The sequence below is a fragment of the Rhodococcus jostii RHA1 genome (assembly GCF_000014565.1).
Lineage (GTDB): Bacteria > Actinomycetota > Actinomycetes > Mycobacteriales > Mycobacteriaceae > Rhodococcus_F > Rhodococcus_F jostii_A.
The window spans coordinates 1,767,785-1,781,307 of sequence record NC_008268.1 but is presented as its reverse complement, the minus strand read 5'-3'; the positions used below and the strand labels follow the sequence as shown (position 1 = coordinate 1,781,307).

The window sequence follows — 13,523 nt, the reverse complement described above, 5'->3', positions numbered from 1 at the left end:
CCGTGACCGAGGTTGCCTCCCCCGCAGTGTCCGACGGTGCCCTCGCGGCATTACAGCAGTGGCGACAGCAGCAGATCGAGGGCGGCAGGCTGCGCCCCGGTGTGGTCAAGGACACGCATCTGCAGCAGATCCTCCGATCGAACCGGCGCACCGCCGAGGAGATCGAACCGATGCTGCCCCGGCAGGCGAAGCCGTTCGTCGGTGACGTCGTCGCCGTGTTGACGTCCGCCCCGGCCACGGCGACCACCCGTGCGTCCGCACCCGCCGCGCCGCCGCCGGTCACCGAACCCGCACCGGGCAGCGAGCACGTGGTGTCGTTCCGCACCGAGGACTTCTGCGAATTCCTGCACGCCGACTCGGATCACCCCGTCGGCGCGGTGACGATCAGCACCGAGCCCACCGGTGGGCACCTGCTCGAGTGGGAGCCGATGCAGGCGCAGGCGGGGCAGACCGTGCTCTACCGGGTCGTATCCGGTGAGAACCATCGCGCCTACAAGCCGGAGGCGGGCCGGCTCGTCGGTGTCACCCGGGGCACACTCCTCGTCGACACCGAACCCCCGGCCGCCGCGGTGCGGCACCTGCAGATCTGGTGCCACGTCGGACGCGACGAGCGGGACGCCGTCCGACGGCAACCCGTTCTCATCGCGGAAGGCCACATCCTCAGTCCGGTCACCGATGTCGTCGTGATGGAGGACGAGGGAGCCGTCATCGGCCAGTGGAGTGCCTGGCCCACCGTCAGCACCGTCCGCGTGCTGCGCATCCCGCTGGACGGCAGCGTCCGCGTCGACAACGACCAGCGGCACCGCATCCTCGCGGACCAGGCGAATCTCGGCGGGTTCGTCGATCGCGACGCCCGCCGCGGGCAGCGCTACCTCTACCGCGCGATCTGCGAGGTGGAGGTGGACGGGCACACCCGCCTGTCGGCGGTCGCGCAGGCCGAGATCGCGGTGTCGGCGGTGCTCGAAGAGGTCGAGGACCTGCACGTCACCACCCACGGGGACAGCGACAACCTGCGGTTCGATCTGCAGTGGACCCCGCCCGGTATCGGCTCCGTGGTGCTGTATCGCACGGAGTCGGCGCCGCGGGCCGGTCTCGACGGCGCGGTGCTCGCCGCGGACGCTCTCGAATTGTCGGGTGGACTGCCCGGTTCCGCGCGGCTGGTGCACCCGGCCGTCGAGGGCGAGGACGGCACGCACCGGATGACGGATGTGTCGTGGCCGCGGGGCTGGGTGCGCGCGTACTTCACCCCGGTGACGGCGCTCGACGGGCAGGTTCAGGTGGGCCGCACGTTCATCGCGACGCGTCCGCTGCCGCCGCTGCGGGGCGTCCGGATCGTCGAACGCTGCTCCGAGCAGGTGCTCACGTTCCCGTGGCCGGAGGGTGCGGCGTCGGTATCCGTATACCTCAGTGCGCCGGAGATTTCCGCCGAGCATGCGATCGAGCAGCGGCCGATGGCCGAGATCTCCCGCTCGACGTACGACCGGGACGGCGGACTGCATCTGCCCGAACCGCTGCCGCCGCGGGGATGTTCCGTCCACGTCGTCCCCGTCGCCTACACGGCGGGTGAACGAATCGTCGGGATCCCGGCCACCGTCGAGTACCCGGGTCTGCTGCGCATCGAGTACCGGCTGGAGACCAAGCGCTCACCGACCGGTAACGCCGCGACCGCCGTTATCCGGCTCGCGTCCGAACTCGAGCTGCCGACGGCACCGCCGTTCGTCGTCGTGTTCAACGCCGGGCGGCTCCCGCTCAGCGCCCGCGACGGCGAGCCCCTCGAGGTCCGCGGCGAGGGCCAGACCACGGCCGGTGCCCGGAGCTTCCACCCGCGCGGTCTGCGCAAGGAATTCGGTCAGCCCTGGACCGCGGACGTGACCGGCAAGATGGGATTCCTGCGCGTCTTCGCCGATGTGCGGCCGGAGACCAACCGGACTCTCGCGCTGATCGATCCGCCGGTCGATCAGCTTCGCCTGCTCGACCTTCCGCCCGGACCGGTGGAATGAGCGCACCGCGGCAGACACCCGAACCGCCGCGGTTCGGTCAACTCACCTACACGTCGTTCGACGCTCCCGATCGGGGCCGGGCGGGCGGCGGCTGGCAGGTCAAGGACGTCAGCGACGGCGTCAGCGCTGCCGAGCAGGAATTCATGCGCGCCGGTGTCGCGACACGGTTCGACTCCGTGCAGGCACTCCCGCAGTTCCCGACACCGGCCGACATCGCGGCGCGACCGCGGCGGCTGGTCTACGCGCCGACCGAGACCGGCGGCTGTTACTGGCACACGGCGCCCGCCGGTGCCGATGCGTCGGGGCGTCCCGGCAACGTCTTCGCGCACGTCGTCGTCGACCGTGCCCCGGACACGTCCGTCCGCCCCATCGAGCGGTGGGGTTCGCACGACTGGCTCGCACCGTATGGCGCGGACGCGGTCGCTGCGGCCGAACTCCCCGACAACGCACCTGCACCCGGCGGAATCATCGATCGTGCAGCCGTTCTCGAGTTCCTGCTCGATCCCGGAACGTGGCGCGTCGGTGTGCTCGGTGTTCTCCTCGACGCGGTGGATCAGGCGATGCACGGCGGCCCGGGCGTCGTGCTGGGGTGCGCCGACTCGGAGAACGCGGCCCGGTGGATCGGTGCGGTCTCGCACTTCATGTCGCCCGGTGCCGCGCAGAAGTTCGGGTGGTCGACCGCGGACCGAAGTTCGACCGTCGTCGACACCTTGTCGCGGGGAGTGCATCTGGCATGTGTGCCGCCCGGCGACGCCGTGGACGGTATCGCCGGGTGCGTCGTTCTCGGCGAGACCGACACCCCCGACGTCGGCGAGTGGGGCGGCGAACCGCACCAGACCGCGACGGGGCAACTCGTGCCGGTCACGGCGTGGTCGGTGCTCGCGCAGACCGTGCTCGTCGATCCCGACAGCGCCCGACGCGCACTCGACCATCAGGACGCCCTGGCCGCCGCGGTGGGGGACCGCGACCTCGCCGGCGCCTGGCCGCTCGCCATGGCCGTGATCGCGAATCCCGAATTGCACGACGCCCTGCCTGAGGCCACGGCTGTTGTGCTCGCGCAGTCGCCGGACGCGCTGGCATCGTTCCCCGACGAACTGGCGGTCGTCGCACATGTGGTGGACGAACACCTTCCCGGAAACATGAGCGAGGCGTGGCGAGTGGTCGCGGACTGGCAGCAGAACGGCCAACCGGCACCGGTGGTGTGGGATGTGGCCGGACGGGTTCTCACGTATCGGGCCCTCGCCGACCGTGATTGGATCCGTGCTTCCGGTCCGACCGAGTTCGCCCTGTTCGAGACGTGGCCGCATTCGGAGGATCTTGAGCGGGAAGCGGCGAAGGCCCTCTCGACGCTCTTGCAGAGTCAGGGAACCGACTCCGCTGCCGCCGCGCGCGATGCGGTGAAGAGGCTCGATCTGCTCCTGCACGCACACCTCGTCGGCGACTCCGGGCACGACCTCGCCGCCCAGTTGCTCGACCGCGTCGTCGTCCCGGTCCTGTGCGATCACGCGGCGGGGCCAGCACTGGTCAGCGGGCTCGGTGCCGTCGGAACCGTCACGTATCGGCTGCTGCAGGCGGCCGTCGCCGGTCACCCGGATTTCGCCGGCCGCCCCCTCGGCGCCCGGCTCGCACCAGAGGTGTTGCGGTGGCTCGTCGACGAGGTGCGCGTACCGACCTCCGACGAACTGACCGCCGCACCGTCACGCAGCGCCGAACCGCTGTGTGCCATCGTCGCCGACGCGGTGTTCTCGGTGGTGAAGAGCGGCACCGAGGATCACAAGCGGGCATGGGAAGGCTATGCGCCGCTGGCCCTCTGGCGGGCCCTCTACGAAGCGAGCGCGGGCGGCTGGGCGTCGAGCGACATCGATGCGCTCGTCGACGCCTACCCCTGGACCCTCGGGCAGTGGTGCGAACTCGTCGGCGCATTCCCCGATCACGTCTCGCCCCGCTTCCTGATTCCTGTTCTCGTGCTCGAGCCGTGGGGACCCGAGGTGGAGATGCTCGTCAAGCACATCGACGCGAATCGCGGCGGCACGTCGGTCTCCGGCGACACGCACCCGGTCGACGCACTCGCGGTGTCGTGGGCGCTCATCCGGGCGCAGGACCAGTGGGACAATATCGACGACCCGAGGCTCCGACGGGCACTCGAACGGCACGGCTGGCAGGTGCTCATGGACTACGGAGACGCCTGCCCCGCGCAGCTTCCGCCGGATCTGCTCGTCCGACTCGCCGTGGTCGCTGTCGCCGGGTTCCAGTTCTTTCCGCCGCACAACGGCACCTACATGCCCACGATGCCCGCCGAACACATCGACGCTCTGGCGCGCGCGGTGGACGCGGACTCGGATTTCGCGATCACCGCCCTGGTCGACCTGGTGAGAAGTGGTGCCCTGAACGAGCACTGGGTGGTCCGGTCGGCTGTCCTCAGCTCGCCGGTGGCGCCGCACATCGAATCGGTGTTGAGCCGCGACGACCTGCTGTGCCGACTCCAGGTCGGGCCGGCGCAGGCCCGGCGGTCGCTGCTCGAGCAGGTCGCGTCGATCGTCATGGGCGACGGTGACTACCGCGGTCCTGTCGGCGCCTACGAGGTGTCTGCCGCGCTGCGCGCCGAGATGCGGGAACGCCACGACGTCGGCGACCGGTTCCGGGCCGGTGACGCGTATGCGCGGTTCGCGTCGAGCTGGCTCGAGGACGTCGAATCAGGGTTCGTGCTGCTCGCTCACGAACGGTCGGGTCGGCGATGAGCGGCACGACAGTAGGCATGCGCAACGCATGCAGGGGAAAGGGATCGAACTGATGTCGGGATATGTGCTGAACGGTGCGGGCCGCGTCGAACTGCCCAATCGGCCGCTCGCGGTCACCGTGGCCGCGGTCACGACGGCCGTCGCGGTGCGCGCCACGTTGCCCGACGGCAGGCCGGCGGAACCGGCGCTGTATCCGCGGGTCGGGTTGCTGATCCTGCCGCGGGTCGACTCCGAGATCGTGGTCGTGGCCCGGCCGGACGGCGAGAGCGCGGCCTTCCCGGACGGGACGGTGCTGCAGGTGACGATCGGCGTCGACAGCAGTCGCGACCTCGATTCCGAGCGCGCCGAGCTGACCCCCGTCGACGTGTCGGGGCTGCACCAGGTGGAGTTGGCGACGATCGCCCCGGCGGGGCCGAGGGTCGCGATCACCGCCCGCCGGACCGTCGTGGACGTGTCCCTCACCGACGTGGGGTCCCGGGCCCGATCGGCCGCGCGCAGTGCCCTCGCGCTCGACCGTTTGCCCGAACCGCGCCGCTTCGACGTGGAGGTCGACGTCGACACCACCATGTCGATGCTGGCGCGAATCGACGACGGCAGCATCCGCACGGTGATCGACGTCCTCGCCGGGGTTGCGGCGGTGGTGGGTGCCCGCGAAGAGCTGGCGGTCCATCTGATCGGCCATTCGGTGACCACCCTGCCCGTCACCGAGCTGCGGGACGTCGCGAATCAGGTTCAGGCGGAGCTCGACTCGGCCGCGCTGGGGATGGGCTTCCGTTCGGCGGCCGTCGACCGGGGTGAGCGCGACACCCGCACCCTGGCGTTCACGGTGACCGATGCGGTGCCCGCCGACTGGTCGGGTGAGTGCACCGACGCGGTGATCCGTCATCTCGTGCTCGTAGGCGACACGGTCGACGGCGGGCCCGGCGTCACCGTTGTGCCGTCGACTGCCGTGTCCGGCTCGCAGCCCGAGCTGTCGAGTCTCTCTGCAGTGGTGACCTCGCTTCTGGCCGATGTGTCAACGAGCTTGTTTTCGGAAGGCGTACGACGATGACGAAATGCCCCCGGTGTTTCACGGCCCTGAACGGCGACCGATTTGCGTGGACGGCTGTCGCTCCGACCGACGTCGAGGTCGACGACGTCGCGACCCGCTATCACGGCAGCCCCGTCCGGTCCGGGAAGATCATCGAACTCCAGCGTCCTGCCGACGCAGCCGACGACTGGGCCCCCGAGGACGACTACGCGACGGGGAAGGCCGGCGGTCCCGCTGTGGAGGTGTGCCCGCAGTGCCACTTCCGGCTGCCCGTCGGCTGGCGTGATGGCCGGGCTGCCTGCATCGCGATGGCCGGCGCCCGGGCCACCGGAAAGACCGTCTATATCGCGGCTCTGGTGAAGACCCTGCAGTTGCTGGGGGAGCGGCTGAACCGGGTGGTGGAGCCTGCCACCGGTGAGACCGAGGTGAACTTCCGTGAGCACTACGAGCGGCCGCTGTTCGAGGAGCGGGGCATTCTCGAGTCGACACCGGCCTCGCACACCGGCAACCCGTATCAGCGTGAGCCGCTGATCTTCAGCCTCGGCCCCGGCCTGCGGGACGACACCCGACAGTACCTCGTGATCCGGGATGTGGCGGGGGAGGACCTCGAGAACCCGGGCAACGTGGATGTGACGCACATGCAGTTCTTCGCGCAGGCCGACGGTGTGGTGTTCATGTTCGATCCGCTGAAGGTCGAATCGGTGCGGCAGCAGCTGCACGACCTGGTGCCGGCGCAGGAGCGGGTGGGTGGCGACCCGCGGTCAGTGCTGCGGACGGTGTTGTCGATCATCGGGGCCGGGACCCCGAACCTGGCCGTGGTGCTGTCGAAGTTCGATGCGCTGCAAGCACTCGAGCGGGTGGAGGGCGGCGACTGGAGCGAGATCATGTCCCAGCGGGGCGCGGCCTTCCTGCGTGACCCCAGCCTCCAGCGCGCGCCGTATCACGAGGTCGACGGTCAGCTGCTGCACGACGAGGTGCGCAGCCTTCTCGACAAGCTCGAAGCACGGTCCATGGTGATGTCGGTGGATCAGCCGGCCACCGGCAACGCCCTGCCGAGCCGATTCTTCGCCGTCTCGGCGCTCGGCGAATCACCCGTCGGAGATCGACTCCACGACAGCGGGATCTCACCCTTCCGGTGCCTCGACCCCGTGCGCTGGATCCTCGCGCAGCGGGGGGTGTGGGTGTAGTGATGGCGTCCGATAACGGCGAGGAGAATTTCGTGGAAATCGCGCTTCTGTTGAACGAAGGTTCGGACGAGCTCGGCGATCTGGCTGCTGTTGCCCCCTGCGCAGGGTGGTCGTCGCAAGCGAGCTTACAGTGGGTTCGCGGCCAACTTGCCCTCCGAATCCGGGCAGTGGCACCGTCACCAGGGTTGGATGCCGTGCAGATGGCTGCGGTATTCGAGGGAAGCCAGTGGCGAATCGACAGTCAGTCGACTGGCTCGGTGTCGGAGGAGGGGGCTGTCGAGCCTAAGGATGTCGACACACTTCTTTCGGACGTCTTGAGATGTGTACCAGCATATTTGGTTCCTTCACACACGACGGACCCGATGTTCGTCGATCTAAGTGCTGGCGCCGGGGATGATGCGCTACTCGACAGGCTTTGTGATCAGCTGCAGGAGCCATGCGGTCTCTACGTCTGGGGCCTTGCGATGGGGTGGGAAATGTCAGTCACCCACGCAGTCACTGATGGTCTCCCCGAGGTACGAATCGCTGGTCGTTTGCCCCGACAGATCGACGAGCGGCTTCTCGTCGCGCCAGCGGAAGGGGAGAACCCTCTTGTGCCTGGAGCAATCAACAGTTCCTGGCTTCTCCACAACGACGGGTGGGTGCTCAATTCCGAAGCGGCAGGGTTTGCCGGTGCTTCTGGGCGTATTGCTTGCGGAGATCTCGACGAGTTCGTGTGGGTGATGGCTTTGGGTGCCCCAGACTCAGTGCTGGACTCCACTGTTATGGCCACAAGGTGGCATTCAGAAGGTGCGAGTATTCCCACATCGAGTCTCCCGGTCACTCCGCTGAAGGCGGAAGACTCGCCTTCGAGCGACGTCGTCGGCGCCCGGCTGGAGATGATTGCCGATTGGGCGGGCGTGAGCGGCTTTTCTGAACGGCTGTCGCCCACACGGGCGGCGGTTGCGCGCTATCTGAAGGATCGTCACCACGGAACTGAGGGATACTACGTGCTCGAGTTCTCGGACGGGCAGTGCTACGTGGGAGAGTCGGTCAATCTGCCTGTACGTCTTGACCAGCACCGCGCGCGGTATTCCGATTTACAGGGGGTTCGGATACGTTCGGATGATATTCCACGCCGAGTTCCGGATGTGAAGCGTCACCTTCGGATTCAAGAGCGGATCTTTATCCACGCAGCGCAGAACGTTGGTCTACTTGCTCGCAACATCAACGAGATGGCGACTATGATCGGAGCAAGTAAGCATCTCGATAGGATCGTTTCACCTGTCGAGCAGGAGAAATGGCTGAGCGCGCCGGATAGCACGAATGCTTCAGATTTAGCTGGGCGACGCGCGTATTCCGAGGAGCGCCTCGCCAGCTCCACTGTCAACTTCCGGCAATTCGTCACTCTGCCCGACGCAGATCAAATTACTCGAATTATTGGTCAGTACCTTGCGCGGTGCGTGCCGTACCCGGCGCGGACCGAGTATCAGTCGTGGGCGTTGAGCTGCTTGACGAAGCCTGGTTGGAAACGGGGCCGACTGTCGTGCATCACCATCGCAATGACCGAGACCTTGACGCTGTTCTATGACGGCGGCAGTGCTAGCCCCGGGGGGAAGGTCCAAGTTAATGATGCCGAGCTGTTCCCGACGGAGTATTCGGAGCTTGCGTTCTCGCGTCGACACCCCACCATTCGAATCGTCCCTGCGGAGTACGAGGAGTCCGGCCCAGGCCAGAGTTTTCTGTACGCATACAGTTTGGACGATCTCGAACGACTCCTAGACGACGTGGCCGTTACGAGGGCCGCCGCGACCACTGCACTGCACATCATGCGTAAGGGGCCATGCATGCAGCGCAAGGTGCACTCACCGCAGCTCACGGAGGCCGCGTTTCGGTATGTACCGTCGACGGCAGTGAGCTCAGCATTAACCCACTAGGGTCCATACCATTTCGTTGCCAGAAGATTGAGGTGTCACCGTGGCGAAAGCTATGTTCAAGACCAATCCCATCCTCCTGGGGGAGCTGCTGACGGACTGTGAGAAGGGCAAGCTTCAGCTGCCCGACTTTCAGCGGAGCTGGGTCTGGGACGAGGAGCGGATTCGCAGTCTCATAGCCTCGGTGTCCAGGGCGTTCCCGGTCGGTGCACTCATGACCTTGGAGACGGGCGGGGGCGTCGAGTTCAAGCCGAGGCCCGTGGAAGGGGCACCACGTGTAGCGGCGGAGCAGCCTCCGTCGGCACTCCTTCTCGATGGTCAGCAGCGGATGACGTCGTTGTACCAAGTGACGCTGCGCAAGCAGGTGGTCGAGACCGTGACACCCAAGAAGCGCCCGGTGAAGCGCTGGTTTTACATCGACATCGAGAAGGCTCTCGATCCGTTGGTCGATAGAGAGGACGCGATCTTCGGTGTTCCCGAAGACCGGGTTATCAGGAGCGATTTCGGACGGAAGACGGAGCTCGACCTTTCGACCAGGATGGGCGAGTTCGAGAATTTGATGTTCCCGGTGTCGATGGTGTTCGACTTCCCTGAGTGGCAGAAGGAGTGCGTCAGTCACTTCATGGCATCCGACCCGAGCAGCTTTCAGGAGAAATGGACACTTCTGAACACATTCCAGGAGCAGATAGTCGAGAACTTCACCAGTTACCACGTCCCGGTGATCGCCCTCGACAAGGACACTTCGAAGGAAGCCGTCTGCGTTGTGTTCGAGAAGGTGAATACCGGAGGTAAGGCTCTTGACGCCTTCGAGTTGATTACTGCCATGTACGCCGCCGAGGGCTACGAACTTCGCAAGGACTGGTTCGGTGAAGGGACGAGGGTAGGCCGGCAGGCACGCTTGGCGCGGACGCACCGCCTCGCGGACGCGAAATCGGGAATTCTTGCGGAAGTGTCAAACACTGACTTCTTGCATGTCATCTCGCTTTTTCACACTCGTGAAAAGCGCCGAGATGCCGCTGCTGCGGGGAAGACTGGCAAGGAGCTGCCGCAGGTGATCGGTAATCGTCAAGCGCTTCTCAATTTGCCGCTCTCTGCGTACGTGAAGTACCAAGACCAGGTCGAACAGGGATTCGTCGCGGCCGCGAAGTTCCTTCATCGGCTCCACATATATCGCATCTTCGACCTTCCGTACCAGACCCAGATAATCCCCCTCGCGGCGATTTTGGCGGACATCGGCGATGACGTCGACCATGTCACAAACCACGCGAAGCTTGTCAATTGGTATTGGAACGGCGTGTTTGGCGAGCTGTACGGCTCCACGACGGAGAACCGAATTGCCAAGGACTTTATTGAGGTTCCTGAGTGGATGCGCGGAGGTCCGGAGCCGACGACAGTGCTCGATGCATCGTTCCGCGCGGAGCGACTGAAGACGATGAGGATGCGCTTGTCTGCGGCGTACAAGGGAGTGAATGCTCTGCTGATGTTGAAGGGCGCGAAGGACTTCCGATCAGGTCAGGAGTTCGACCACACGGTGTTCTTCGGCGAGAACGTGGACATCCACCACATTTTCCCAAAGAAGTGGTGTGAAACGAACGGGATCCAGCGTTCCGTCTATGACTCGATCATCAACAAGACCCCGCTGTCTTTCAGGACCAACAGAATCATTGGCGGCGAGGCTCCGTCGCTTTACCTGGCAGGTCTCGAACGAGGCAAGGGGAACGCGCCGGTCATCGCCGCCGAGACCCTGGATGGGTATCTCTCGAGCCACCTGATCAATCCGAACCTGCTTCGGTCAGACGATTTCGAAGCCTTCATGTCTGATCGGCAGCGGCAGCTCGTATCCCTCATCGAGGAAGCGACGGGTAAGTCGATACCTGTTGATGATGTAGTCAGTGACGATATTTCACGCGCTGACCTCGACGCAGAATTCGAAGCCGAGTTCGGGCAGGACGACGACGAGGCGCTTAGCAATGGCGAAGAGGCCCGGCTGACTCTGTCTACCAGCTGAGCGATATTGCCCGGTTGGCAAGATACGAGATTCGCATCGGCCCGAATGTGCTCGGGCCATAACGCCCCAGCGAGTCAGGTGCCGAGTTGTTTCACCTTCTCGCTGGGGCCGTTCGGGCGCGATGAACCTTGGCGCTCCTCGGAGCCTCAGATATTAACGCCGTAGTCGCGTGCGATGCCGGCGAGTCCGGAGGCGTAGCCCTGCCCGATTGCGCGGAACTTCCATTCCCCGTTGTGGCGGTAGACCTCGCCGAAGAGCATGGCGGTTTCGCTGGACGCATCTTCGGTGAGGTCGTAGCGCGCAAGTTCTATTCCGGTGGTGCTGTCGACGACGCGGATGAAGGCGTTGGTGACCTGCCCGAAGGACTGGCCGCGGGTGTCGGCGTCGTGGATGGAGACCGGGAAGAAAATGTTTGTGACGTTCGGCGGAACGGCGGACAGGTCGACGTTGATCGATTCGTCATCGCCATCTCCCTCGCCGGTGAGGTTGTCGCCAGTGTGCTCGATCGAACCGTCGGGGGAGCGGAGGTTGTTGTAGAACACGAAGTGCAGGTCGGAGAGCACCTTGCGGTCTTGACCGGTGGCAAGGGCGCTCGCGTCTAGGTCGAAGGGTGCGCCGGTTGTGCTGCGTGCATCCCAGCCGAGTCCGACCGACACCGTTGTCAGGTTCGGTGCCGCCTTCGACAGGGAAACATTGCCGCCTTTGGCCAGAGTGACGCCCATGGTGGTCCTTTCGAGACTGCGGACGACGACCAGATCGGCGTCCCGGTTTTCGCTGTTCGCCCTCACAATAGCCACAGCACTGATGACGCGACCGGTAACGCACCGCGCGATCGGTCCGACTATCCGTGTGAGCGTGACGACTCATAGCTTGAGCAGGAGAGACGCGGTGGAACGGTACGACGGCATCAACGGCCAGATCCTTGTCGACCATCCCTACGTGTGGATTACTAGGGAGGGACTGTCTGCCGGCACAGACTTTCCGTTTTCCACTCATTCACGACGAGCGCTGCTGTCTGCCGTGGAGAGGTGCAGCTTCGTTCCAGGGTCGGAGGACGGGCCGGGATTCGTTCACATACTCGTCCAGGGTGCTGAGACTCCCGAAGACGGATTCGTCACGCACCCCGACGTCGTTCTGTTCGACTCTTCGGTCACCCCCGCCATTCTCGAACTCACCAAGAGCCTGTCGCAATACTGCGAGGTCGTCGTTCATGCGGAGGAGTCACCGCAGGACTCGGCTGACAAGTTCCTGAATGCGCTCGATGCGCTTGAAGGGCTGGCGTCGGTCGACGAGATCATCATGAAGGCCGGCCTGCTGGACGAGTCCCAGCTGCACGGCGAGGCGTTCAGCCGACTCGCTGACGAGCTGGACACACTCGACGACGATGCGCGAATGACGTGGGGCTGGGTGTGCGACGGCTGGTTCGTAGCAGGCGGCCACATCTCGGTGCCCGAGGAAGATCGCGAAATGGGACTCCGCGAACTCGCACGGCTGGCCTCGACTCTCGGAGGAGACGCAGGCACCAAACAGCTGGCCGCTGCAGTTGCGGGCACGCCGTTAGCTGCCCTGTCTACGATGCGCCTGGCGCAGCTCTGGGAGATCGTTGCTCCAGAAGTGCCCGAGACGCCACCGCCTGCTGTGAAGGCATCACCACTGGCGAGCCCGAAGCCGCTTGTCACGCCCGTGCCGCTGCGGGCCCCGGGCGCCGCACCGCCCCGAAACGTGAAACCGGCGCCAAAGCCGGTCTCGAATGCGACACCGGTGCCGACTGCTCCCGCGTCCCCAGCGGTGCAGGAGCCTGTCGGATCCGCCGCGGTCGGACGTCGATGGCGGGTGTACCTCGACTGCGCGGGATTTCGCACGCTCGCAGTGTGCGACCCGACGTCAGGAGAAACCAACATCACCAAGGGCGAGCTGAAGGGGCGCCGCTTTCCGGATCCGTCGTCGGCCGCGGCCGCGGTGATCAATCGGCACGATCCCGGCGAGGCAGGCGACCCTGATGGTTGGGAGCTGTGGATTCTCCACGACAGGTCGGGGCGTCCACTCGGCTCGAAGCGTCAGGGTGAGACGCCGGCCGAGTGCGCACCGGTCGGACACGTCCATACTGCCTTTCCAGGTGTTAGGCAATCAGGCTCATCGAAGCAGACCGGCACCGCGGACTTGGGCATCGACTGGTTCCTGAAGGCCGTCCGGGCGAAGGGCGCGCATGGCGAACGCGTGACGACGTCAAGACGTACAGCTGTGCGGATCATTCGCCCGGGTGCTTCGCCCCTGATCGTCAGAGTCAAGACACGCACCGCGGGCACCTGGCAGGCGCAGAAGAGCGACGAAAGCCTGGCGAACGACGACACCGGCACGGAGTTCTGGGCATTCGTCGATCTGTCGAATGCGTCCAAGTCGATCTACATTCTCGCCGCGGAAGACGTAGCAGACGGCATCAGGCGAGCGACCGATGCATGGGTTGCACGCGATCCTCGTCGCGAGCGGAAAGGACATCACGCGATCGAACTCGATCGGGTGGCGCACGGAAGGAATCGCTGGGACCTTCTAGGACTTCCACGGTAGGACTCGTGTCATTCACGTAGCGGATACCGCGGATGGAATTGAGGACTCCGTCGCGCGAGTGTCTTACCTGGTCATTACCCTG

8 protein-coding genes are annotated in these 13,523 nt (G+C 65.5%); 7 read left to right on the top strand and 1 reads right to left on the bottom strand.

Annotated features, from left to right (window positions below; translation table 11 throughout):
- The first annotated feature begins 2 nt into the window (after positions 1-2).
- The 6 genes from RHA1_RS08180 to RHA1_RS08155 are packed head-to-tail and all read left to right on the top strand — an operon-like array spanning position 3 to position 10,876.
- Positions 3-2,000, top strand: a complete 1,998-nt coding sequence (locus RHA1_RS08180) for a SaeA-related protein (protein ID WP_011594627.1) — start codon at positions 3-5, stop codon at positions 1,998-2,000.
- On the top strand, positions 1,997-4,738 hold the full coding sequence (locus RHA1_RS08175; RefSeq protein WP_011594626.1) for a GAP1-N2 domain-containing protein: 2,742 nt from the start codon (positions 1,997-1,999) through the stop codon (positions 4,736-4,738). The genes RHA1_RS08180 and RHA1_RS08175 overlap by 4 nt, the downstream gene beginning before the upstream one ends.
- A 28-nt stretch (positions 4,739-4,766) precedes the next feature.
- Entirely contained in the window at positions 4,767-5,789 is a 1,023-nt protein-coding gene (locus RHA1_RS08170) for a hypothetical protein (RefSeq protein WP_011594625.1), read from the top strand.
- Positions 5,786-6,955 (top strand): TRAFAC clade GTPase domain-containing protein, encoded by a 1,170-nt coding sequence (locus tag RHA1_RS08165; protein WP_011594624.1) that lies wholly within the window; start codon positions 5,786-5,788, stop codon positions 6,953-6,955. Before RHA1_RS08170 ends, RHA1_RS08165 begins: the two co-directional genes overlap by 4 nt.
- A gap of 2 nt (positions 6,956-6,957) precedes the next feature.
- On the top strand, positions 6,958-8,871 hold the full coding sequence (locus RHA1_RS08160) for a GIY-YIG nuclease family protein (RefSeq protein ID WP_041811247.1): 1,914 nt from the start codon (positions 6,958-6,960) through the stop codon (positions 8,869-8,871).
- 40 nt (positions 8,872-8,911) lie between these two features.
- The gene (locus RHA1_RS08155) at positions 8,912-10,876 is read left to right on the top strand and encodes a GmrSD restriction endonuclease domain-containing protein (RefSeq protein WP_011594622.1); all 1,965 of its coding nucleotides are present in this window, start codon (positions 8,912-8,914) and stop codon (positions 10,874-10,876) included.
- A 146-nt stretch (positions 10,877-11,022) separates the two neighbouring features.
- On the opposite strand, the gene RHA1_RS08150 is transcribed toward RHA1_RS08155, so the two are convergent.
- Positions 11,023-11,598: a TerD family protein gene (locus RHA1_RS08150; RefSeq protein ID WP_011594621.1), complete on the bottom strand. Its 576-nt coding sequence runs from the start codon at positions 11,596-11,598 to the stop codon at positions 11,023-11,025.
- A gap of 166 nt (positions 11,599-11,764) precedes the next feature.
- On the opposite strand from RHA1_RS08150, the gene RHA1_RS08145 reads away from it, so the two are divergent.
- The gene (locus RHA1_RS08145) at positions 11,765-13,441 is read left to right on the top strand and encodes a hypothetical protein (protein WP_148228376.1); all 1,677 of its coding nucleotides are present in this window, start codon (positions 11,765-11,767) and stop codon (positions 13,439-13,441) included.
- Positions 13,442-13,523: the final 82 nt, after the last annotated feature.

Coding starts and splice junctions, on each gene's coding strand:
- RHA1_RS08175 (WP_011594626.1), top strand. CDS start 1,997: ATGAGCGCACCGCGGCAGACACCCGAACCGCCGCGGTTCGGTCAACTC.
- RHA1_RS08170 (WP_011594625.1), top strand. CDS start 4,767: ATGCAGGGGAAAGGGATCGAACTGATGTCGGGATATGTGCTGAACGGT.
- RHA1_RS08165 (WP_011594624.1), top strand. CDS start 5,786: ATGACGAAATGCCCCCGGTGTTTCACGGCCCTGAACGGCGACCGATTT.
- RHA1_RS08160 (WP_041811247.1), top strand. CDS start 6,958: ATGGCGTCCGATAACGGCGAGGAGAATTTCGTGGAAATCGCGCTTCTG.
- RHA1_RS08150 (WP_011594621.1), bottom strand. CDS start 11,598: ATGGGCGTCACTCTGGCCAAAGGCGGCAATGTTTCCCTGTCGAAGGCG.